The sequence below is a fragment of the Nocardioides sp. NPDC051685 genome (genome assembly GCF_044453405.1).
Lineage (GTDB): Bacteria > Actinomycetota > Actinomycetes > Propionibacteriales > Nocardioidaceae > Nocardioides.
In genome coordinates, this window is the sequence record NZ_JBITCR010000019.1 from 1 (window position 1) to 20,414 (window position 20,414).

21 protein-coding genes are annotated in these 20,414 nt (G+C 67.9%); 6 read left to right on the forward strand and 15 right to left on the reverse strand.

The window, feature by feature from the left end:
- Nucleotides 1-36 precede the first annotated feature (36 nt).
- The 4 genes from ACIA03_RS28985 to ACIA03_RS29000 all read right to left on the reverse strand — a co-directional run bounded on the left by ACIA03_RS28985 (nucleotide 37) and on the right by ACIA03_RS29000 (nucleotide 2,952).
- Nucleotides 37-540 (reverse strand): hypothetical protein, encoded by a 504-nt coding sequence (locus tag ACIA03_RS28985; RefSeq protein WP_396988969.1) that lies wholly within the window; start codon nucleotides 538-540, stop codon nucleotides 37-39.
- The gene (locus ACIA03_RS28990; RefSeq protein ID WP_396988970.1) at nucleotides 537-869 is read right to left on the reverse strand and encodes a hypothetical protein; all 333 of its coding nucleotides are present in this window, start codon (nucleotides 867-869) and stop codon (nucleotides 537-539) included. Before ACIA03_RS28990 ends, ACIA03_RS28985 begins: the two co-directional genes overlap by 4 nt.
- 63 nt (nucleotides 870-932) lie before the next feature.
- Nucleotides 933-1,292, reverse strand: a complete 360-nt coding sequence (locus ACIA03_RS28995; RefSeq protein WP_396988971.1) for a hypothetical protein — start codon at nucleotides 1,290-1,292, stop codon at nucleotides 933-935.
- A gap of 517 nt (nucleotides 1,293-1,809) precedes the next feature.
- Nucleotides 1,810-2,952, reverse strand: coding sequence for a DUF3560 domain-containing protein (locus ACIA03_RS29000; protein ID WP_396988972.1), 1,143 nt, complete (start codon nucleotides 2,950-2,952; stop codon nucleotides 1,810-1,812).
- Between the two features lie 834 nt (nucleotides 2,953-3,786).
- Here ACIA03_RS29000 and ACIA03_RS29005 point away from each other — a divergent pair.
- A complete protein-coding gene (locus ACIA03_RS29005; protein ID WP_396988973.1) occupies nucleotides 3,787-4,911 on the forward strand; it encodes a response regulator transcription factor in 1,125 nt (374 codons plus the stop codon).
- Nucleotides 4,912-4,951: 40 nt separating this feature from the next.
- Here the strand turns inward: ACIA03_RS29005 and ACIA03_RS29010 are convergent, their stop codons facing one another.
- On the reverse strand, nucleotides 4,952-5,296 hold the full coding sequence (locus ACIA03_RS29010; RefSeq protein WP_396988974.1) for a hypothetical protein: 345 nt from the start codon (nucleotides 5,294-5,296) through the stop codon (nucleotides 4,952-4,954).
- Nucleotides 5,297-5,706: 410 nt separating this feature from the next.
- On the opposite strand from ACIA03_RS29010, the gene ACIA03_RS29015 reads away from it, so the two are divergent.
- Together ACIA03_RS29015 and ACIA03_RS29020 are read left to right on the forward strand one after the other, a co-directional pair.
- A complete protein-coding gene (locus tag ACIA03_RS29015) occupies nucleotides 5,707-6,069 on the forward strand; it encodes a hypothetical protein (protein WP_396988975.1) in 363 nt (120 codons plus the stop codon).
- Between the two features lie 590 nt (nucleotides 6,070-6,659).
- The gene (locus ACIA03_RS29020) at nucleotides 6,660-7,223 is read left to right on the forward strand and encodes an HD domain-containing protein (RefSeq protein ID WP_396988976.1); all 564 of its coding nucleotides are present in this window, start codon (nucleotides 6,660-6,662) and stop codon (nucleotides 7,221-7,223) included.
- Between the two features lie 18 nt (nucleotides 7,224-7,241).
- Here the strand turns inward: ACIA03_RS29020 and ACIA03_RS29025 are convergent, their stop codons facing one another.
- Both ACIA03_RS29025 and ACIA03_RS29030 read right to left on the reverse strand, forming a co-directional pair.
- A complete protein-coding gene (locus tag ACIA03_RS29025; protein ID WP_396988977.1) occupies nucleotides 7,242-7,715 on the reverse strand; it encodes an NUDIX hydrolase in 474 nt (157 codons plus the stop codon).
- On the reverse strand, nucleotides 7,712-8,458 hold the full coding sequence (locus ACIA03_RS29030) for an XRE family transcriptional regulator (protein ID WP_396988978.1): 747 nt from the start codon (nucleotides 8,456-8,458) through the stop codon (nucleotides 7,712-7,714). The genes ACIA03_RS29025 and ACIA03_RS29030 overlap by 4 nt, the downstream gene beginning before the upstream one ends.
- 75 nt (nucleotides 8,459-8,533) lie before the next feature.
- Between ACIA03_RS29030 and ACIA03_RS29035 the strand changes: the two genes are divergently transcribed.
- From ACIA03_RS29035 to ACIA03_RS29045, 3 genes are all read left to right on the forward strand, one after another.
- Nucleotides 8,534-9,298 (forward strand): HAD family hydrolase, encoded by a 765-nt coding sequence (locus ACIA03_RS29035; RefSeq protein ID WP_396988979.1) that lies wholly within the window; start codon nucleotides 8,534-8,536, stop codon nucleotides 9,296-9,298.
- Nucleotides 9,299-9,508: 210 nt separating this feature from the next.
- Nucleotides 9,509-10,132: a TetR/AcrR family transcriptional regulator gene (locus ACIA03_RS29040; RefSeq protein WP_396988980.1), complete on the forward strand. Its 624-nt coding sequence runs from the start codon at nucleotides 9,509-9,511 to the stop codon at nucleotides 10,130-10,132.
- A 375-nt stretch (nucleotides 10,133-10,507) separates the two neighbouring features.
- Nucleotides 10,508-10,858 carry a single-stranded DNA-binding protein gene (locus ACIA03_RS29045; protein ID WP_396988981.1) on the forward strand — a complete coding sequence of 117 codons (351 nt, stop codon included), beginning with the start codon at nucleotides 10,508-10,510 and terminating at the stop codon, nucleotides 10,856-10,858.
- Nucleotides 10,859-10,931: 73 nt separating this feature from the next.
- Here the strand turns inward: ACIA03_RS29045 and ACIA03_RS29050 are convergent, their stop codons facing one another.
- From ACIA03_RS29050 to ACIA03_RS29085, 8 genes are all read right to left on the reverse strand, one after another.
- Nucleotides 10,932-12,035, reverse strand: a complete 1,104-nt coding sequence (locus tag ACIA03_RS29050; RefSeq protein ID WP_396988982.1) for a hypothetical protein — start codon at nucleotides 12,033-12,035, stop codon at nucleotides 10,932-10,934.
- A gap of 248 nt (nucleotides 12,036-12,283) precedes the next feature.
- The gene (locus ACIA03_RS29055) at nucleotides 12,284-12,811 is read right to left on the reverse strand and encodes a hypothetical protein (protein ID WP_396988983.1); all 528 of its coding nucleotides are present in this window, start codon (nucleotides 12,809-12,811) and stop codon (nucleotides 12,284-12,286) included.
- Nucleotides 12,811-13,491, reverse strand: coding sequence for an AAA family ATPase (locus ACIA03_RS29060; RefSeq protein WP_396988984.1), 681 nt, complete (start codon nucleotides 13,489-13,491; stop codon nucleotides 12,811-12,813). The genes ACIA03_RS29055 and ACIA03_RS29060 overlap by 1 nt, the downstream gene beginning before the upstream one ends.
- 713 nt (nucleotides 13,492-14,204) lie before the next feature.
- Nucleotides 14,205-15,773 carry a ParB/RepB/Spo0J family partition protein gene (locus ACIA03_RS29065; RefSeq protein WP_396988985.1) on the reverse strand — a complete coding sequence of 523 codons (1,569 nt, stop codon included), beginning with the start codon at nucleotides 15,771-15,773 and terminating at the stop codon, nucleotides 14,205-14,207.
- A 455-nt stretch (nucleotides 15,774-16,228) separates the two neighbouring features.
- The gene (locus ACIA03_RS29070) at nucleotides 16,229-16,831 is read right to left on the reverse strand and encodes a hypothetical protein (protein ID WP_396988986.1); all 603 of its coding nucleotides are present in this window, start codon (nucleotides 16,829-16,831) and stop codon (nucleotides 16,229-16,231) included.
- Nucleotides 16,832-16,937: 106 nt separating this feature from the next.
- Nucleotides 16,938-17,969, reverse strand: a complete 1,032-nt coding sequence (locus tag ACIA03_RS29075) for a YhcG family protein (RefSeq protein ID WP_396988987.1) — start codon at nucleotides 17,967-17,969, stop codon at nucleotides 16,938-16,940.
- A 34-nt stretch (nucleotides 17,970-18,003) separates the two neighbouring features.
- The gene (locus tag ACIA03_RS29080; RefSeq protein WP_396988988.1) at nucleotides 18,004-19,866 is read right to left on the reverse strand and encodes a hypothetical protein; all 1,863 of its coding nucleotides are present in this window, start codon (nucleotides 19,864-19,866) and stop codon (nucleotides 18,004-18,006) included.
- A 236-nt stretch (nucleotides 19,867-20,102) separates the two neighbouring features.
- Nucleotides 20,103-20,324 carry a hypothetical protein gene (locus ACIA03_RS29085; protein ID WP_396988989.1) on the reverse strand — a complete coding sequence of 74 codons (222 nt, stop codon included), beginning with the start codon at nucleotides 20,322-20,324 and terminating at the stop codon, nucleotides 20,103-20,105.
- Nucleotides 20,325-20,414 lie beyond the last annotated feature (90 nt).

Genomic DNA, 20,414 nt, shown 5'->3' on the forward strand with positions numbered 1-20,414 from the left:
CCGCCGGCCCGGAGGCCGGCGGTTCGCCGCGAGGGGCTATTCGAGGCGGTCGTGGATGGCGACGGCGCCGTAGAAGTAGTGCCCGAGTCGGCGGCTGATGAGGTCGGTGAAGCGGCTGTCACCGGTGGCGTAGTTGCCTCCGGCCATGGTGGCGGGGACCTTGGTCCAGGTGTGGCCGTCGAAGTCGTAGACGGGGACCAGGGCGGCGGTGATGCCGTGGTAGTGGTTGCGGATCTCCAGGGCGACGGGCCAGGAGGCGGTCGACGGGGTGAAGACCTGGCTGTCGGCCTCGAGCGCGACGACGTGCTCGACGGGCTGGTCGGGGTTGGTGATGTCGTGCCCGGTCCATCCGACGAGGGTGATGCTGTCGTGGCCGGGTGCGGAGATGCCGCCGTTGGTGGCGTCCATGTAGGCGAGGGGCCCGGTGGTCTGGTGGAGCAGGTGCAGGTTGAGGCCGCGGATCTCGTCGAAGGCTCCGCACAGCGGAGTCCGGGCGTTGGCCTGGCTGATGCCTCGGGTTCGGGTGGTCATGGTGCTCATCGGTTGTTCTCCTTCTCGGTGCCGGCGAGGGCGTCGGTCGCGTCCTGGTCGTGCTCGTCGGGCGGGGTGGCGTTGAGGTAGCGGGCGAAGTCGGCTTTGGCTTCGGCGAGGGTGTCGGCGTGGGTGGACCAGCTGGGGCCGCTGCTGCTGGCGACGTCGAGCTCGTAGCCCTTGGTGGTGTCGGCGTGGGTGCTGATGCAGGCGGTGAAGTGGCTGCCGTCGACGTCGGCTTCGGCGAGGAAGATCGGGCCGGTGCCGAAGTGGCGCTCGCCGCGGCTGACGGTGATCCAGGTCGGCTCGATCGCCTCGGTGGTCTGGGTGGTGCTCATCGGTTCGTCTCCTTCGGAGGGGTGCGGGGAGGGCCTGCGGTGGCCCTCCCCTGGTGTGGGTGGTCAGCTCGCGAGCGGGATCGGGACCCGCTGTCCGTGGGCCTGGTGGTAGTGGTCGGCCTTGGCGCTGAGCGCGTCGGCCCAGTCGCGGGTGTCGTGGGTCCAGTCGCACAGGTCGCACTCGACGGTCCCGATCCCGGAGGCGTCGCCGGTGTCGACGGGGACCCAGGACTCGGGGCGTACGTGGCTGAGGCGTACGTCGGTCTCGGGGTTGTAGAGGACGACGTTGGGGAGGGCGAGGCCGTGCTGGTTGACGTCCTGGCAGCAGCACTCGCGGATGAGGTCGTACTCGCCGTGGAGGAAGTGCTGGGAGCCGCGGTAGCGGACCTTCTGCGTACGCTTGCGGGCCTTGGGCGCGGGCATGGCTGGTACTCCTTCTGCGCCGGGAGTCGGGTGGTGGCTTCTGGGTTGCCGACCGTTTTTTGGACCTCCCCGGGCAATGGAGATGGCGACGGCCGGTGGAGCCGCGGAGGGCAACCACCGGGACCGGGCCGACTAGCGAAGTCGGTGAGGAAATAAGCGGAGCTTGCGGAGCGCCGATCCGAGTTCGTGCGGGCGGGCCGGCGCCGTAGGCGCGGTGGTTGCGTGGAGCGGCGCGGCCGTCAGAATCGGAGGCCCGGGGAGGACCAACAACGTCTTGTGTTCAGGGCTGCACGGCCCGAAGGGCCGTTCGATCGGCCGGCCTCTGTCGTCGGCCGCCTGTCGCTGTTGACTGTGCGTTTGCCCCGTCGGGGCTTGGTGCTGTCCAGCGCAGCTGGTCGGCTGGTCGACTTCGCGGTTTCCGGGTGTTGCCGGCATCGCCGCGACGCGGGACAGCTGGCCGGGGGAAGACCGGGAGGTCCTCCCCCGCCGGCCGCCAACTGGCGGCGCTCGTCGCTGGTCAGGACCGACCAGCTGACCTCTTCCGGCTCATCGCGGCCTCGTACGCCTTCAGCTTGAGCTTGGCCTGTTCACCTTCGCCGTAGCGGCGGTCGATCTTGGCGCGGGCGTCGTCGATCAGCCGCTGCAGCTGGTCCTCGGAGAACTCATCGGCCGACTTGTGGTCGGTCACCTTCTCCCAGTCGGCGGTCCACGTGCTCCCCGTGAACCACGGGATCGAGGCCGACTTCGCGTTCGACTTCAGCACCGGATACCAGTCGCCGCCGTACTTGATGAAGTCACCCGGTGCGACCGTGTCGCGGCTGTAGGTCTTGACCCCCGCCGCGTCGAGCTGGGACCGGTCGAAGTCGACCTGGTCCTGGGCGCGCTCGATGTAGCGCTCCAGATCCGTCTTCCGCTGCCCCGTGGCCGGGCGGTTCCCGAACACCGAGTCGCCGTCGGCGTTGGTGTACCAGGTCGGTTTGGTGCCCTCGAGCTCACGACGCCACTTGCGGATGTCGGCCTCGTTCTTCTTGATCCGGTTGCGGACGGTGACCGGGTTGATGGCACCCTTCGCGGCCTCGGCGGCACGTTCAGCGGCCTCGCGGGCCGCGGTGGCGTCCTTCTGGGTCTCCCACGCCCGGGCCCCGAGCTCCTGCATCTTGGCGCGCTTGTTCGCGAACGCACGCCCCGATGCGGTGTCGGTGATGTTCGGCTGCCCCAGCGGGATCGCGGAGAGGTAGTCGTTCGATCGTTTCTCCTGCGCCTCGGCGGCGGCCTGCAACCGGTCCGCCTGTGCGGTCTTCCGCTCGGCGCGCTCGTTCGCCCGCTCGAGCTTGGCGGCGTGACGCTCTGCGGCTGTCTGCCGGCGGCCGTCGGACTCGACCTCGGCACCGGGCAGCGCCCGTTGCAGTGCGGCGACCTTCCGGTCGCGGGTTTCCTGCCGCAGATTGCGCGGCAGGTACCAGGCACCGAGGTTGCGGGACCACTTGAACCCTTCAGCCTTCAACGCGTCGACCTGGGCGTGGTCACCGCGCGTGGTGCCGTGCACGAGGGTGCCTTCGGCGGTGTGCTCCACCCGCACCCCAGCACCAGGCTCAGCCGTCGTCGTAGTGCCGGCGCGCTCCTCGTCCTTGCCGCCGTAAGTCTCGATCTCATGAGCCATCAGAAATGCTCACTTCCTGCGCCGGGACCGGGTGTCGGCTTCTGGGTTGCCGACCCTTTTTTCGCCCTCCCCGGGCAATGGAGATGGCGACGGCCGGTGGAGCCGTGGAGGTCAACCATCGGGACCGGTCCGGGCGGTAAGGAAGTAAGCGGAGCGCCGTCCGGCCGGGCCGGCGCCGCAGGCGCGGTGGTTGACCGGAGCGGCGCGGCCGTCAGAATCGGAGGCCCGGGGAGGACGAAAACTTCACGTTGGTGCCGGCGTACGCCGGCTCGATCCCGGCGGAGCCGGGCCCTGGCTCTGTTGCCTCTAGGTGCCTGGCACACGACCCCTTGCCGGATGGACCGGGCCACGGCGGGGGCTACGACGACCGGCTGCGTCCTGGTCAGCTGTGGTGACGCCCAAAACGGAAAGTGGAGTCGTGGTTCCACCCACGACTCCACTCCGCTGAGAGCCCTGACTGGATCCCTTGAGCGGGTCACCTCGCCGACGGGAGTCAGGACAACGCGGCTCCGGGTGTCCGCGCGCTCTACAGCTGGCAGGTCTCGTGGCGACCAGCGCGTCCAGGACACGCTATTCACAGCTGGCTGCTGCGATAGTTTCTGTGGCTAAGACGCCTTGCTGACCTGCGTGATGAGGACTCTACTGGACCGAGTGCCGAAACTTACGCTCAGAATGCTGCGTCTTTCGCTGAGCAGCTACGCGTGTTCGTCATAGTAGACTAGACACCAAGGCAGTCTTAGCAAGAACGCTAATGTGATAGCAGACGAGTTACTCCGTCGTGTTGTGGAGAAGTATGTAGGACTGCATAGATCCGGGTAGAGCATAGGAGCAACCGTGTCCGCCAAGAGCGTTCAAGTCGCTGCCACCGAGGTGCAGGAGACGGAACTGGAGACCCTCGAGAGGGCGCCCGTGTGGTCGTTGAGAGCGGCCCAGGACCTGGCTGCTCGCACTCCCGCGCGCACGTCGATCCCGGTGCGCCGGACGTTTGTGAACGCGGGCGAGACCGGCGGTCGCGCCCCGCTGGCCGAGCTGGTGGCGCGGCGCGGCCGCGGCGGTGCTGTTCCGTTGAAGTTGTACTTGGCCCTTATCTGGCGGTGTTCGGCACCACCGTTCTCCACTGACATCCAGGCCCGCTTGTGGGCCGCGCTGCTTGGGCTGCCTGAGCCGGACACGCACGGCGCCCGACGGGTTGCCAACGCCCTCGATGTCCTCGAGGGGATGGGCCTCATCAGTCTTGAGCGTCGCCGCGGTGAGTCGACGGTGATCACCCTCCTGGACGAGGCGGGCACCGGTGAGCCGTACTCGTTGCCCTCGGGCCCGAACACGTCTGGCTACACCTACTTCAAGGTGCCGATCGAACTTTGGACGGTGGAGGGCGATATCCAGGTGATGTCGGCGGCCGGGGTTGCGATGCTTCTAGTTCTCCTCGAGGGCCGCAATCTCGACGGCGAGCCGACGTGGTGGAGCACTGAGCGCTTCCCTGCACGCTATGGGCTCACCCCGACCATCAGGTCCCGCGGCACCAGCGAGCTCGTCGGGCGCACTCTCCTGTTTGTGAACAAGAGGGCCGTCTCGAAAACGTCCGGGTTCAGTTCTCAGCGGGTCCGCAACACCTACCAGCTCCTCGGCCGCGCCGTGCCACGGGAGAAGGCAGCGGCGAAGTCTTCCCCGCCGAGCAACACCCCGCGGTCCAAGGCGCCCGTCGGGTCGCCCCGGGTCACGAAGATGACCTACAGGGGCAAGACGTCTGTGTCCGTGTCCGGGTTCACCGCTGCGGAGAACCAAGTCCTCGTGCGCCTCGGCGAGGGGCTGACTAATCGCGAGATCGCAGCCGCGCTGGGCGTCTCGGAGAATGCGGCCAGGAACCTGGTGTCCAGCGTCCTCTCGAAACTCCACGTCCAGCGCCGTACACAGGCTGCCCTGATCGCGGCCCAGCTCGGGATCGTCCCGTCCGACTGAGTCGAACGGGACGACGAGCTCTCTTGACCGACGCTGGGGATCAGATCCGGACGACGAAGAGTCCGGGCTCGACCTGCTCGACGCCAGCGGCGGCGCTGGTGGTGGCGTCGACGTCGTGGATGCCGTCCCAGGCGAGGTTCCACGTGTCGCAGAGGTCGCGGTACCAGTCGAAGAGCTCGGCGGGGCTCTGCTCGCCGGCCGGGTAGAACGCCTCGATATCGATGAGAGCGATCGTCGGCTCGCCGTAGCCGCCATGCTGGACGTGGATCGGCTCGTTGGGGCGGCCGGACCAGACGAAGCTGAGGAGCGATGCTCGGTCGTAGTAGGCCAGGTGAGGCATCCCGTCGACGATGGCCGGGGCGGTCTTGATGTTGTAGCGAGACATCGGTTTGCCCTTCCTGCGCCGGGTCCTGGGTGGCCGCTTGGGTGCTGGCCGTTCTTGGCCCTCCCCGGGCGTGGAGAGGACGTCGGGGCCGGTGGAGCCGGGCCGGTCAACCCTCGGGACCGGCGGGAGCCGAGAAAGTCGGTGAGGAAATCAGCGGAGCTTGCGGAGCGCCGATCCGACTTTGTCGGTGGACGACGGCGCCCCATTGGGGTGCGAGGGTTGACCGGGCTGGCGCGGCCCTGAGGCTTCGCCTAGCGCTGGGGATGCTCTCCGAGAAGCGGCAGTCCCGGGAGCGGACCGTGGTGGCGCGGCTCAGGACGGGCCGATCGTCAGCTCCTGCTCGCGAGCAAACTCGTGGTCGTCGACGTGATCCCCCTGGGCGACCTGGGCGCGGGGTTGATACTGGGTCGATGACGTACGTCGGCCGACCGTTGCACAGCTTCCTCGGGTCGGAGGTCTTCGACCTGCTCGGCCAGCAGGCCGACCGGATCCGTCGTGCCGATGGCACGATCCCCGCCGCCAGCGAGGTGGCGAAAATGCTCGAGGCTGTGCGCGGACACCTTACGGACGCGGCCGCAGCCGCTGACGGCTATGTGCTTGCTCCGCGCCTTGCGATCGGCGAGCTGGTCGACCTGACCGACGATGCAGGCGAGACCGTCCTCGAGCGCGGACTACGGGTCGTCGACGTGCGCGACCACCACTTGGTCGCAGTGGTCGACCGTCAAGGCCGGCGCAGCACACACCTCGACTTGGTGCTGCGCTCCTCGCCTTGAGCCTTCACCAGACCCAGGCCTGACGCGCGGGCATTGCCCCGGGATCTGCTCCCGGGGCAATGCCCCCTCCTTCCGGGAGCCGGCTGACTGAACAGGAGGTGGCAGCACCTCGGGGCTATCCCCCGGCAGGGAGTCCTTCGGGGACCGGGTCCGGGCCGCGCGGGGCGACCCTCTGGCTCGGTGCTTCCCGTGCCAGCCCCGGCCTCGAACGGGACGGTCGGTGTCGGCCGCTATGGAGTTGGAGTCCCTCGACGGGAAGGGTTTTCGCGGGTCGAGAAGAGTGCCAGCGTCTTGTGCGCTGGCTGGGCGACCCTCCGGCTCGTGAAGGACGAGCCAGGTACCGGCTTCCCGCCGAGGGAGTTTGGGGCGGGTGAGACGGGCTTTCCGCCTCACCCGGTGTGGCTTCCCCAACCACGGGACCAGATCGGGCCGCATCAGCTGGCCGAGCTGCAAGGGCCGACGTAGGAGGGCACTGCTTCCCTTGCGGCTCGGCGGCGCGGCCTATGGTCCGTGAGCGGTTGGGGAAGGTGACAACCGGGGAAGGCGTGGACGACCGTCAGGCCCTACTCCCCCGGGTTAGCGTGATGTCTGTGGGAGACCTGGTGGTGAATGCGGCGGTGGTGGCTGAGCAGTACGTCGCGCCTTTGGGTCGCCGATGGCGGCATGTGCAGGGTGTCGCCCGTCGCGCCCTCGAGCTCAGCGTCGGCCTCGAGGCCGACCAAGTCGAGACCGTGGTCTCGGCGGCGTGGCTGCACGACATCGGCTACGCACACGAAATTTCCTCAACTGGCTTCCACCCGCTTGATGGTGCCCGCTGGCTGCGTGGCCAGGACTGGCCACCCGAGGTGGTGAAGCTTGTCGCGCATCACTCCGGTGCCCGGTTTGAGGCACGCGAACGCGATCTCGTGGGAGAACTGGCGGAGTTCGAGTTCGGGGACACCGAGCTCGACGACCTCGTGGCGGCCGCCGATCTAACCACCGGTCCCGGCGGTGAGCGGCTGAGCTTCGATGAGCGGGTCGCGGAGATCCTGACCCGCTACGAGCCTGACAGCGTGGTTCACCGCACGTGGTTGACGGCTGCCCCGACCGTTGGCCAGGTGGTTGCCCGGGCGGAGGCTCAGGCTGCTGCGCGAGCCTCCGTCCGGGGTCTGTGAACGAGTCAGCGGCGCGAGTCAGTCTGCGACCGGGTACCGCTGATTGAGGTAGTCGTCGATCTGGCGGCGCATGGTCGGGTGGATGTCGTATTGGTCGAGCGCGGCCTCGGCAACCCAACGTACGTCGGAGGCCTCGTCGTTGACCGTGGGCTCTCCTGCGACGGGCCGGCCGATGAAGGTGACTTCGTACTCCTGACGGACCTCGCCGTCGCTGAGGTACTCGATCAGGTGCGCGGGGTCGCTATAGACGCCAAGCAGGCCGGTGACCTCTGCGCGTACGCCGGTCTCTTCCTCGCCCTCGCGTATGGCGCAGGCGCTCGGCGTTTCGCCGAACTCCTGCTTCCCACCGGGCAGTGCCCACTGGCCAGTGTCGCGTCGACGCTGGAGCAGGATCTCGCCGGCGTCGTTGACGACCAGGATGTTCGACGCCGGTACCAGTGAGTTGGGCTTGGGGGCGTCAGGGTTGCGCCAATGCTCGATGCGAGTGTTCACGCCAGGCCCCAGGGCTTCGATTGGTCCCAGACCTTCTCGAAGCTCTCGGTGTACTTATGGAACATGGAGTCCTCTCCGAGGTCGCGGATGTGGAGCAGTGGGTTGGCACTGGCCGGGCTGCCCCAGATGTGCGGGTTGATCATGGCATCTGAGTCGTAGCGGAAGATCGAGGCGTACACGGCGCACCCATGCAGCCGGACCTCGCACCCTGGTGAGCGGGCGAGGTCTGTGAAGTAGCTCAGGCTCGCGCCGATCTTCGCTCCGAGCGCGGCGCCAATGCCTTCCTCCTCGCCTCGCAGTGCGACCGCGGCGCTGTCAGGGTCACCGAAGCAGAGCCTGACCTGGGCGCCGGCCGCAGCGCGTCGGATCAGCATCGCAGGCAACCGCGGGTTGCTCTGGGCGAGGAAGGTGCCGGAGAAGACGAGTACGTCGATGTGTTGCTCGGCGTGATCGAGCAGCGTGCGCCACACGGCCTGAGGCACACTGGCGCGATCGGGATAGGTCGCTACCAGCTCGGAGCGGGCACCTGTACTGGCGTAGGAGTCGTGGTGCGTAGAGTCGGGCCACAGGTAGGCCGCGGAGACGCCCAGCGCGGCGGCCGCCGCGCGCTGGTTCCGTGCGTGTGGCTGGCGGCCGGTCGTGATCCATCGCTGCACCGTCTTGGCGTCGGTGTCGATCTTTTGGGCGAGCTCGGCGACAGAAATCCGTTGCTGAGCCAGCGCTCCCCGGAGGCGCTCGTTCATGCCGACCAGCGTACGGGACTTTTAGGGGACGTTTCACGCGTGCCGGGCCGTGAGTTCGTGCGTAGGCTGCTCGGTATGGCCGTGATCTCCGAGACGTTCAGGCCCGCGACGGTGTCGTCGCCGGCTCCTCCCTCCGCAGCGGAGCACGGGTTGTTGGTCTTGTGGGACGTTGACCACACGTTGGTGGACAACGGCGGCGTCAGCAAGGAGACCTACGCAGCGGCGTTCGAGGAGTTGACTGGCGTCGAGCCGCGGGTCGCGGCGAGGACAGGTGGGCGTACGGATCGGACGATCATGCGCACAATGTTCGCCGACCAAGGGCTGCAGATGCCGCGCTGGGCTGTCGTCGCCGGTGCGCTCGAGCGCGCTGGCGCTGCCAGATACGAGGCGATGCGCGCTCGCGGGTCAGTCCTTCCTGGCGTGCTGGCCGCGGTCGGGCACCTGGGATCCGTACCCGGCACGATTCAGTCGGTGTTGACCGGGAACGTCCGGCCCAACGCCGAGATGAAGCTACGAGCGCAGGGTCTCGTCGATGGCTTCGACCTCGACGTCGGGGCCTACGGAGCCGATAGTGAGGACCGTGCCGACCTGGTGACCTGCGCGCAGCGACGAGCCAGCGGCCGCTACGGACGCAGATTCGACGAGCGCAACACGGTGCTGATCGGCGACACCCCACGCGACGTCGATGCCGGCCGGCGCGGCGGAGCGTACGTACTGGCGGTCGCCACCGGCGTCCACACGGTCGACCAACTCACCGACGCCGGCGCTACCGCCGTCCTGCCAGACCTAGCTGACGTCGCCGCGCTTCGCCGGCACCTGGCGCGGCTTATCGACGCCTGAAGCCTCGCGTCCGGCGTCCGCCGGACGCGAGATGGGTTCGTGTCGTCAGATTTCTTGGGACGTTTGGGACGTTTTAGGCGTCCCGAAATGGTTCGGGGACGACGTAGGAATGTCCCCAGGGCCTGCGGTTTCGTGATGACCATGGGACCCACTCGCGACCCTCGACCCGGCCCTGGTCGGCCAAGGCATACGCCTCGACCGACAGCCGGGATGGTGCCGCGTGAGGAGATCATCGACGCAGCCGCGCGGCTGTTCGTCGATCAGGGCGTAGCCGGGACCTCGACTCGGGAGATTGCCGAGTCGGTCGGGATCCGGCAGGCCTCGCTCTACTACCACTTCGCGTGCAAGGAGGAGATCCTCCTCGAGGTGCTGCAGCGCTCGATCCGGCCCACGGTCGACAAGATCGAGAAGCTCGAGCTCCTCGGCAGCGAGCGAGACGCGACGCCATCGACGCTGCTGTACCTGCTGGCGCTCCTCGACGTACGCACACTCGCGCAGGCCCCGCACAACGGCGGCGCCCTGGCACGGCTGCCAGAAGTGCGCGGCATGGAAGGTTACGACCGATTCGACCTCACCCGCAGCGAGCTGCTCGACGCCTACGACCGGTTCGCCGCCCCAGTGGCCGGTGGCACCGACATCGGAGGACTCCGATGGGGTGCACTGCTGATGCAGCTGGTCGAGGTCGTGATCGGGATGCGTACCGATGGAGACCGGATCGACGACCTGTGCGCGGCCGCGGTTGCCTCCAGCTGCCTGCGCGTGTGCGGCGCCGGCGACGACGTCATCGAGGCCGCCTCATGTGCGGCCTTCGATCTGATCGGGGCGATCGAGTGATGCCCGATCCCATGTTCTGGTCGCTGGGCCACTTGCCACAGGTGGGTGTGGGTGGTGGTTCGGCGACCTCAAACCCGAGGGGGCGTCACCTGCCGGTGACGGCTGCCTCACTCCCCCGTCCGGATCTCCAGACGGGCGGGAAATCCCGTGCTCCCGAGGCACCCACGATGACACGGCCGGAGAACCGGGCAAGGGCGGAGCATGTCGCCTCCGGCGACCCTTGCCCGAACACTCCGGCCGCATGGGCGGCCTCTATCGGGAGCACGGGGTCCGAGTGGCCAACAGGACCAAGAACGACCCGGCTCGCGACCGTGAGGTCACTGCCGGCAAACCCAAGTGCCCGGTAGGGCCGCAACCAGTAAGGAGTGAGAGATCATGCCGATCATCGTGTGCTTCGAAGGCCGGCTCGCGGCCGACCCCGAGCTGACCAGCACCCCCAACACCGGAACCTCGGTGTGCGAGGCCGTCGTGCTCGTCAACCACCGGACCAAGCAGGAGACCGACATCGGTGAGCAGTGGATCGATGGCGAGCCGACCCGGTACTACCTCAAGGCCTGGCGCCGCCGGGCCGAGGCGCTCGGCTCGATGTCCAAGGGATCGAGCGTGGTCGTTGTCGGCCACGTCGAGACCGAGTCGTGGACCGACGGTGAGGGGAAGCGCCACTGGCGCGACACGGTCGTGGTCGACCACCTGGGCGAGACCGTCAGGGCTGCAGTAGCTGCCTAACGACACGCCGCACGCGTGACCTAAGGGCCGCAGTCTCCACGCAGTGGAGGCTGCGGTTCACTCATTCGAGAAGTCAGTCCTTCGTGGTCTTGCGGGCCTTGCCGCTCTCGGCGCGGATCGCGTCGAGCTCCTGGCGGTGAGCCTTGGCCGCGGCGGCCGCCTCTGCGCGCTGCTCGGCGAGGTCGGTGCGCAGCCGGTCGATCTGCTCGGTGAGCCCGGAGCGCACGTCGTCGATGCGCTCGGTGGCGTGTTGGCGCTCGCGCTCGATGTCGGCCTTGGCCGCGTCACGCTCGGCCCGGGCGGTGGCCTCGGCGCTGCGTAGGTCAGCGATCTGGGTCTGCAGCTGGTCGACCTGGGCGCGCGTGGTGTCGAGCTGGGCTCGTGCTTCGCGGGCAGCCTGCTCCTCCTGCTGTGCCTGCCGGGTGGCGCTCTCGGCGCGGCCGGCTGCCTCATCGCGTTGGGTACGGGCTGCCTCGAGGTCGCTGGTGCGCTGGTCGCGCTCGCTCACCGCGGTGGCCAGCTGAGCCTTGAGGGCGGCGATCTCCTGGTCGAGCGCTGCCTTGGCCGACTCGGCCTCCTCGCGCTCCTGCTCCAGGACGCTCTGCAGGTTGTCGTTGGCGCCGTAGGCCTGCTCCAACTCAGTGTCGCGCTGGGTGAGCTGGGTGCGTACCTCGGCGAGCTCGGCCTGGAGCTGCTCGACCTGCGCCAGGGCCTCGGTCGCGGCAGCGTCGGCTTCCTCGCGGTCGGTCTCGGCCCGACGCTGCGCCTGCTCGGCGCGGACGGCACGGGCGCTCGCGGAGGCGATGCGTTCCTCGGCCTCGGTCTGCACGGTCTCGATCTGCGCCTCGGCGGCGTCGAGGTCACCAGCGGTCCGCAGCTCCTCGACGATGCGGGGCATCTGCTCCATGAGCAGCTCAGCCATCCCGATCACCTGGGCCGCAGTCTCAGCGGCACGCTGCCGAGCACCGGTGACCGGGCGCTCCTCCGGCGCGACTGGCTCGGCGCTGCCGCTGTTCTTCAGCCGCTGGCGCTCCTTCCACGCGCTGGCCTTGTTGTGCGCGGGGTTGTCACAGAAGCCGGGAGGGCGCCCGGCCCCTTCGGGTGCCGGGGCGGTCGGGCGGCCGCAGCCGGGGAACCGGCAGGTCTGCTGGTCAGTGGGCGCTGGCGTCGAGGTCATAAGGTCACTCTATCACACCAAATAACCGAACCAAACTAAATACCAAACCGAATACCTAATTGCTCAGGGAGTCGGCTAGCGACTCATCCCCCAGCCGGCGCGGGGCGTCGAGACGCAGGAAGGCCCGGCAACCGTCCGGGGTGGATCGGTTGCCGGGCCTGCTGTTGCCCTGGCGTGCTCCCAGATTGCTCGCCGGGGCGTGTGCTGCGCGGGCTCCCAGATTGCTCGCGCTGCGTCTGTGGGTGTGGTTATGAAGTGGCGGGGACTCCGAGGAGGTCGCGGATCTCGTCTTCGGTCGTGGCGACGCCACCGCCCAGGAGCGTGTCGGCCTCAGAGAGGAGCAGGTCGACGGCGACGCGGATGAGGGTGTTGTCGGTGAACCGCTCCCCCACTCCCCCACGGCGCTTGTTGAGCCGACGGGTCAGGACGGTGAGCGCATCGAGCTGCTCTTCGGTGAACCGAGCCTCTTTGCGGGTCAGCTGGAGGTAGCGCGGGCCGTCGACCTCGACGACAGGGGCGGCTTTCGCGGCCTTGGCCTTCGAGGCCGGCTTCGCGGCGTTCCGCTTCTTCGGCGCCGGCTTCGACTCGACAGGTTCCGCGATGACCGCTGTCTCGGCAGGTGCCTCGACCGGCGCGGCGGGCACGCTCTGCAGCGCTGGCGCTGAGCCAGGGTCCTCTGCTGGTGCCCCGTCACGCGGCTCAGGAGAGGCCTCGACGGGCTCTGGGGCGGTGTCCTCGAGGTTGGAGATGAGGTTGGTGAGCTTGGGCCGTGCCATCAGTTGACCGCCTTCAGGTTGGAGTCCCTCTCGACGGCGGCGGGGTTGCTGGCCCAGTGGGTCATGAGCTCGAGGGCGACCTTGCGGAAGTCCTCGGCGGCACGGACGGCTTCGCGGTTGTTGCCGTACTGGGTGACGACCTTGCCCTCGATGGGGGCGTACTTATGGATCTTGTATTCCTTGATGAAGTTGCGGAAGTGCGGGATGCCCGCAGAGTCGAGCAGCTCGGCGGCATCCTCGGCATCCTGAAGCTCCCGCGGGGGCACCTTGTTGATCACCACGCGGTAGTCGACGTCCGCAGGAACGACGAGCTCCTTGATTGTGCGGATCAGCGGAGGGATGGCGAGCGGTGCGGGCTCGCTGGGCAGGATGGCGAAGTCGACCTGGCTCAGGACGGTGCTGAGCACGTCCTTGCCGTCGAGCGAGCCGGGGGTGTCGACGACCACGACGTCGTAGTCGGGCAGCCGGCGCAGGTGCGAAAGGTTCTTCGGGTCGGTGTCGTCGGCCACGTCGAAGGGCAGGTTGTCCCCTGCCTGGTCGGCCCAATAGGCGGCCGACTTCTGGTTGTCGACATCGACCAGGAGCACGCGGGCGCTCTGCTGAAGTACGGCGGCGAGGTTCATCGCCGTCGTGGTCTTGCCGATGCCGCCCTTCTGTCCGGCTATCGCGACGATCCACATATCGAGGCTCCTGTGAGTTCGGGACTCTGTAAGTCCGGTAGTTCCGACGAGGTGTTGGCCTCGTCGAAGTGGCGGGGGTCTGTCACTTCGGTACTTCGTGAATTACGAACTTCCAGAGTTTGGCAGTCCGACTCTCCGGCAGTTAGGGACTGCCGATGTTTGTCAGTTCCGGAGTTCCGCAACTCTGTATGTCTGTGTGTCTGGATCTTCCGAAGTTCGGGAGGTCCGGACTCTCGATGTTCGTGACTCTGATTGTACCGGAGTTCACGAACTCTGTCTGTCCGACACTCCGAATGTCTGCAAGTTCGACAGTTCGTAACTTCCGGAGTTCCGTGACTCTGTTACTTCGTAACATTCGTAGTTCCGTACTCCGTCACTTCCGATGTTCGGTTCTCTGTTTCTTTGCTAGTCCCAGACTCTGTTAGTTCGGCATTCTGGTGCGCCATCTTTCAGAGGTCCGGAGTCTGTGACTTACAGACTCCGGAAGCGGGTCTATTGGGGTCGGGATACCGACGGCGTGTCAGACAGAGTCCGATAGTTCGGGACTTACAGACTTCCGGCCTTGAATTGGGATAGGTGGCTCGCCTGGGCCGTGGCCGGTGGTTGCTTGAGGCTTGTCGACGCCGCGAGGGGCGTTCTGAGACGATTTCAGCCCCTCGGTGGGCCCTGGGAGCCGCTTGTTGCTCCCAGGGCCTCAGATCGAGGATTCCGGATCAGGCGGTTTTGGCCGAGATCGCGTACTTCTCGACCTCGGAGAGGCCGTATCCGGCGCTGGCGATGAACCGGAGGTAGCGGCCGACGGCGTTCTTGGTGCCGTCGTGACGCCAGGAGTTGTCGCGGATGTCGACCTCGTGGGCGGCCAGGACCTGGACCAGGGCGGCCATGTAGGCGCGCTGGTCGGTGGCGGACTTGGCGGGGGAGAGGTCGGCGCGGGCGTACCCTTCGGGCTCCTTTTTGCCGAGCCAGGTGGCGGCGAGGCGGTTGGCGTCGCGGTCGTGGAGGATCTCGGCGTCGTGGCAGAGTGCGGTGGCGAGGAATGCGGCGGTGCCCTTAGGCGGTGTCTTGCTCTTGGCGAAGGTGGCGAGCCACTCGCGGCGTACGGGCTCGGTGGCGGCCCAGGCCTTGTTGTTGTCGATGACCAGCTTGCGGGCGGCGGCCGCTTCGGCGCGCTGCTCCTCGCTCATGTCGGCGGCCTTGGGCTTGGACCGGGTGGCGCTCGCGGTGAACTGGTCGTGGTGACCGTTGGCGCGCCAGTCGGCGCAGCCGAACACGGCGGTGGGGATGGGCATCCGGCGGCACTCGGCGCGGATCCGGTCGGCCTCGGCCTGGTAGGCGGCCTGGCGCTCCTCGTAGTCCTCGGCGTCTCGGTCGGTGGGGCGCGCCGGGTGGGTGACCCGGTTGCCCTGGTCGTCGACGTAGCCGTACTCGTTGCTGATCCAGGCGACGTGGCCGGGGCAGGTGGCGTGCTCCTCTTCGGTGATCCGCGTGCTGTCCTCGGCGGAGACGCGCAGGTCGGAGATCTTGCTGATCCTGGGGTCGTTGTAGCCGGGCTCCTCGATCAGGGTGATGCCGCACTCGTCGAGCATCGCGGCCACCTGCACGCGGAGCCGGTCGGTGATCCGGTCATCCCGCAGCCGCTGGGCGGTGTGGTCGAACTGTCCTTCGTGCGCGGCGAGGACGAGGGCCTTGACGGCTTCGGGGTCGTCTTCGAACTCGGCAACGACGGCGGCCTGGTCCAGGCCGAGCACGTCGTAGCGCTCGGTGGCCTTGGTGGCCATCTTGGAGTTGGCGACGGTGAGGCTGGTCTCGACGGTGGTCTTGTCGATGCGGGTGCGCTTGGCGATCTGGGCGGGGGAGAGCCCGAAGGCGGCCAGCTGGCCGACGACGCCGATCTCTTCGGCGGTGGTCAGGCCGACGCGGTGGGTGTTCTCCTCGCGTTGGGCGATGACTCGGGCGATCTCGTCGTCCTTGGCGGTGGAGTCGGCTCCGGCGACGTAGACGGGGACGGTCTCTCGCTGTGCCTCGATCGCGGCCAGGGTGCGGCGCTCGCCGAAGCGGACGAGCAGGTCACCGGAGGTGGTGGTGACGGCGACGATGGGCTCGAGGACGCCGACCTCGGTGATGGACCGGGTCAGGTCGGTGAACGCGGCGTCGCGGGGGATGGTGCGGATGTTGCGCTCCAGGAGGAGGCTGCTGGGGGCCACGTGCACGGTGGTCCCTGCCTCGTACGCCTCAGGCGTGGCCTGGGCCTTCTTGCTGGTGTTCTTCTGAGTGGTGGTCATGACTGACCCTTCCTGCGCCGGGACAGGGTGGGTGGCTTCTGGGTTGCCGACCCTTTTTTCGCCCTCCCCGGGCAAGGAGAAGCAGGACGGCCGATCGAGCCGTGGAGGTCAACCGCCGGGACCGGCCAGACCGGTAAGGAAATAAGCGAAGCGCCGTCCGGTTTGGTCGGCGCCCGAAGGGCGCGGTGGTTGACCGGAGCGGCGCGGCCGTCATGATTGGACGTCCGGGGAGGGAGAAAACCGACAAGTGCGCGAGGCCGGAGGCCTCGTCCATTCGGTCGGCCGGGGTTGCCGGCCGACCTTGGTCTTGGCTGTTGTGTTGACTTGTGCACACGTGCCGGTAAAGTTGGGCCTGCAAGGGCCTTGTAGGCCTGCGAAGTAAGCCCGGCAGTCTTCCGGACGGTGGATGAGCCGGGCTCGCGCTATTTCTAAGGCCCGTTCCTCGCTCATTTCTCTTAGAGTTCGAGGCGGCGCCGATCGCTGATGAGCGGCTGGCAGGCCTTGGTCCACTCGCCTCCACGCTGGAAACACCAGGCGACGGCGTCGCTGATCCAGAGGAGCGGCTCGGCTCGTGGTGCCTCAAGGCGATAGGTCGGTTTGTCGTTGACTGGGTAGAGCCGCCGGGAGATGAGTTCCAGGTCTGACTTCATGAGGCTCTCGTCGCGCTCGACGACGAGGCTGGCGGCACGGTCCTTGATCACGTCGTCAAGGACGGCGTTGAGACAGGCGGCGCGGCCGGCGCGCTCGTCCCTTGTCGCGGCGATGTAGAGCGTCACCTGGACGTCGAGCTCGCACATCGTCCCGAGGACGCGGTGCCGGTACCGGTTCCCTTCCTTGGCGAAGTGAATCCGGTCCTGGCCCGGGAGCAGTTGTCCACGCAGAGCCTTGCGAGCAGCACCCACGTTGTTCGGGAGGAGCGTCGACGCGGCAACGACGTAGTCCTTCGTCTTGGTCTCGTCGACGAAGACGTGGCCCCGGAGGATGCGGGCTAGATCGTCGCTGCGTGGGGAGTTCACCCCGTAATTGTGGCGGATACCGCCGACAGATTTCGTAGTCACGCGGCGAACCTTGGGCTGCCGCCGTGGTTAGTGTCTCGGGCTCGTGAGCCGGCCGAAGCGCCCGCGGCCATGGTCGAGGTTGAATAGCTCTCCTGCCGCTGCCTGGCTATTGGTCCTTGGAGTCGGCTCCGTCGATCGCGCCGAGGACCTCGGTGGGGGAGGGGAGCAGGGTGCGTACGTCGTCGGGAAGGGTGTCGTAGGTGTAACGGGCGATCGCGACAGGCTGGTCGATGGTCTTCAGTGCGTACTCGACCACTCCGTCGTGCTTGTCGGCGCACAGGAGGATGCCGACGGTCTCGGCATGGGTGTCGGTGTCTCGGAGTCGGTCGTCGACGAGGGCCACGTAGAAGCCGAGCTGGCCGGCGTCTCGCGGGGTGAACCTGCCGCTCTTGAGCTCGATGACGACATAGCGCAGCTGGGTGACGTGGAAGAAGAGCAGGTCGATGTAGAAGTCGTCGCCGTCGACCTCGAAGTGCACCTGTCTGCCGACGAACGCGAACCCGGAGCCGAGCTCGGCCAGGGTCTGCTGCATCCGGTCCATGAGGGCCTGCTCGAGATCTCGCTCGAGCCGTGGCCGGCTCTGGGCCAGGAAGTCGAAGACGTAGGGGTCCTTGGTCAGTTCGCGGGCGAGGTCGGTCTGCGTGGCGGGGAGCACCTCGGTGAAATTCGAGGGAGCCGCGCCGATTCTGCGATGGAGCTGGCCCATGATCATGTTGAGGAGCACGTTGCGCGACCACCCCTCGCGGGCCGCCGCACCGGCGTACCAGTCTCGGGTGGACTGGTCGTCGAGCTTGTCGAGAAGGACAGTGACGTGGCCCCAGGGCAATTGCGCAACAGCTTGTTGCGCAATTGGGCGCGGCCAGGCGCCGGCGGCGGTCGCCATGTACTGAAGGTTCCGCTGGGAGAACCCGCGCATGTCGGGGAACTCGTGACGTAGATCGGTGGCGAGCTGCTTAATGACGCGGGTTCCCCAGCCGTCGCGCGCCTGACGCTCGAGGATCGTGGCGCCGATGTCCCAGTAGAGCGTGATCAGCTCGGTGTTGACCTTGCGAACCGCGGCAAGGCGCGCAGACCGGACTCGGTCTCTGAGCTGTGCGAGGACCTGGTCATATCCCTCGGGGACGGCGGGCGTGCTCACGTGCGTTGCTCCTTCACGTCAGGTAGCGAGTGTCTCAGACGGCGACAGCACCGAGCTCGCGCTCGAGGAGCTCCAGGAGGCTGGTGGTGTCGTCGAACCACGGCGGCGCCGGAGGATCGACCCGTTGGTCGGATCCTCGCGCTAGGCGTAGGGGAGGGTCTGGGTCTTGGGCAGTCTGCTCGCCGGCGGCGAGTAATTGGGGGTCGATGCGGCCGCGGGTGGCGAGCCAGTGCCGCCAAAGGGCTCGTTCGAGGCGGTAGCGGGCCAGCTGAGCGCGGACGGCGTCGGTGATGCCCCAGGCTTCGGCGAGCTGCGCGAGCGAGGCGTCGCCAAGCCGCCATCCACCGCCCTGATCTGGGGGAACGCGTTCGGCCAGGCCGTGGGTGGCCAGGGTCTGGAGAGCGTCGTAGGTGCTGGTGACCCCGACGCGGGCGAGCCGGGCGAGCTCGCGGCCGCCGATGGATGCCTCGCCGCGGTGGCGGACCTGCTCGAGGGCCGCGTAGACGAACGCGGCCGGCAGGCCGAGCTCGCGGAAGACGGGTCGGATGGCGTGGATCCGACCGGCGCGCCAGGGTTTCTCGGCGCACTTGGGAGCGAGCAGGGGCGGGATGCGGAGTTCGTAGGCGTGGGCGTGGACGCCCTTGGCGCGGCGGACCATCTGGAGCAGGAGCCGGTCGGTGGGCTGGTCTTCCAAGAGGCGCAGGATGCGGCCCACGGTGCTGTGGTCGAGGCCGGTGGCGATCGCGAGAGAGCGGTTGCCGTGCTCGACGACGCGGCTCTGGGTGAGTGCAGCGGCTTCGGCCAGGGCGTAGAGGACGGCGCGTACGCCGAGGTGTGTCTCGGGCCCGTGGAGGAAGTCGACGGCGGCTAGCCATTCCCGTACCCATTGTGAGATCGCGGCGGGACGTTGCACTATCGCAGACCCTGGTTGCTGCCCCCGCTGTGCCTTATGCGGGCTTGTGGTGCGTAGGCGAACGGAGTTATCCCGGTGTGATTCGCGGCGTCGTTTTTCGAAGGACAGGGCGCGTTGCCAGTCCCGGCTCAGCGCCTTGTGTCGATGCCCGGCCGCGTAGCGGGCGTAAAAGGAGGCCAGCCCCGGCCAGGTGCCGTCCTCGATGCGGCGGGCGACGTCGACGAGCCGCCAGCCCGCGGCTGCTGACGCCCATAGGACGGCCTGACGCGCCTCGGAGGGGCTGGCGTACCGGGTGGGGTCGTAGTCGCCGGTGCGGGCGATGGCTTGGAAGTTGTCCGAGGGTGCTGCGGTGTAGCCGGGCAGCGGCTCGAGCTGAGTGTCGTCGTCGACCAGCTCAACCGGCGATGCGGCCGGGGTGGGCAGCGGCCCGTGGTGCCGCTGCAGCTCGGCGGTGAACCGGTGCCATGCCTGGGGGCTGTTGGGGCTCTCCAGGACGGCGACGGCGTGCTGGAGCGTGCAGTCGAGGACCTGGTGACCACCGGTGCGGTGGACGGCGCCAGGCGGGCGGATGCAGCCTTCGGAGATCCCGGACATCGGCAGCTTGTCGACGCTGGCCAGCCGGTGCTCGAGCATCCGGGAGGCGTCGCGCGCCTCGGCGAACGGGATACCGCCGGCGACGGGCACGTACAAGTGTCGGCCGCCACTAGGGGAGTGGTCGGAGAACCAGGAGGTGAGTCCAGCGGCCTTCAGGAGCGCGATGAGCGCGACATAGTCCCGCTCTACGGTGGGCTCGGGGCCTTTGGCGTCGAGGTCGACCACGAACACCGGCGCGCAGCCGTTGTCGTCGTAGACGAGCACCGCGGCGGGCTGAGCTGGCAGGGTGCCGGTGACCGTGCGTTCGTGCTTGCGCCGGTAGTTGCGGCCGTCGCGAGCGACGCGGACACGACCTCGCGCTGCGAGGCGGGGCGCCAGGGTCGCCCACACCTGCTCTGCTCGAGTAAGGGGTCGCGAGACACGCCCAGCGTCGTTTGAGACAGTCTGGATGCGTTGGGCAGATTCAACTGTTATCGTGGGTAGCACAAAGCCACCTCACCTCCATGGCAGCGGAGTGGGATGTCATAAGTCGGAATTCCTGAGTTGGTAGCTCAGTCCGATCTCTTCGAAGGTCCTCTGTTGGCGCAGAGGCCTTCGGTCGTTTTCGGGGCCTTGCCCCGATCAGGTCATCCGGTCATCGGGAAGAGCTCCTCTTCCTGAGTCGGCCGGTGCTTCGGCGGCCGACCGACCCGGGGCCGCTCGGAGAGCGGCCGTCCTAGGGCGCGTGCCCAGATCAGTGCCGACAGCGGCACACCCGCGTCAGCGGCTTCTTGCTCGAGCAGTGCGTGGTCTTCCGGCGCGAAGCGCAGGTAGACCCGCCCCGTGGCTGCGGCGGAAGTCATCGACATGGGCGTCATCCTTCCGTGAAAATCAAAACGAGCGGCCAATTTGGGTCGGCGTGTCGGCCGCCTATTAAATCCGCCACTCGGGGCATTCGG

Bases quoted from the DNA above. Each gene is read 5' to 3' on its own strand.
- ACIA03_RS28985 (WP_396988969.1), bottom strand. From the start codon at position 540: ATGAGCACCATGACCACCCGAACCCGAGGCATCAGCCAGGCCAACGCC.
- ACIA03_RS28990 (WP_396988970.1), bottom strand. From the start codon at position 869: ATGAGCACCACCCAGACCACCGAGGCGATCGAGCCGACCTGGATCACC.
- ACIA03_RS28995 (WP_396988971.1), bottom strand. From the start codon at position 1,292: ATGCCCGCGCCCAAGGCCCGCAAGCGTACGCAGAAGGTCCGCTACCGC.
- ACIA03_RS29000 (WP_396988972.1), bottom strand. From the start codon at position 2,952: ATGGCTCATGAGATCGAGACTTACGGCGGCAAGGACGAGGAGCGCGCC.
- ACIA03_RS29010 (WP_396988974.1), bottom strand. From the start codon at position 5,296: ATGTCTCGCTACAACATCAAGACCGCCCCGGCCATCGTCGACGGGATG.
- ACIA03_RS29015 (WP_396988975.1), top strand. From the start codon at position 5,707: ATGACGTACGTCGGCCGACCGTTGCACAGCTTCCTCGGGTCGGAGGTC.
- ACIA03_RS29030 (WP_396988978.1), bottom strand. From the start codon at position 8,458: ATGAACGAGCGCCTCCGGGGAGCGCTGGCTCAGCAACGGATTTCTGTC.
- ACIA03_RS29035 (WP_396988979.1), top strand. From the start codon at position 8,534: ATGGCCGTGATCTCCGAGACGTTCAGGCCCGCGACGGTGTCGTCGCCG.
- ACIA03_RS29040 (WP_396988980.1), top strand. From the start codon at position 9,509: ATGGTGCCGCGTGAGGAGATCATCGACGCAGCCGCGCGGCTGTTCGTC.
- ACIA03_RS29045 (WP_396988981.1), top strand. From the start codon at position 10,508: ATGCCGATCATCGTGTGCTTCGAAGGCCGGCTCGCGGCCGACCCCGAG.
- ACIA03_RS29050 (WP_396988982.1), bottom strand. From the start codon at position 12,035: ATGACCTCGACGCCAGCGCCCACTGACCAGCAGACCTGCCGGTTCCCC.
- ACIA03_RS29055 (WP_396988983.1), bottom strand. From the start codon at position 12,811: ATGGCACGGCCCAAGCTCACCAACCTCATCTCCAACCTCGAGGACACC.
- ACIA03_RS29060 (WP_396988984.1), bottom strand. From the start codon at position 13,491: ATGTGGATCGTCGCGATAGCCGGACAGAAGGGCGGCATCGGCAAGACC.
- ACIA03_RS29065 (WP_396988985.1), bottom strand. From the start codon at position 15,773: ATGACCACCACTCAGAAGAACACCAGCAAGAAGGCCCAGGCCACGCCT.
- ACIA03_RS29085 (WP_396988989.1), bottom strand. From the start codon at position 20,324: ATGTCGATGACTTCCGCCGCAGCCACGGGGCGGGTCTACCTGCGCTTC.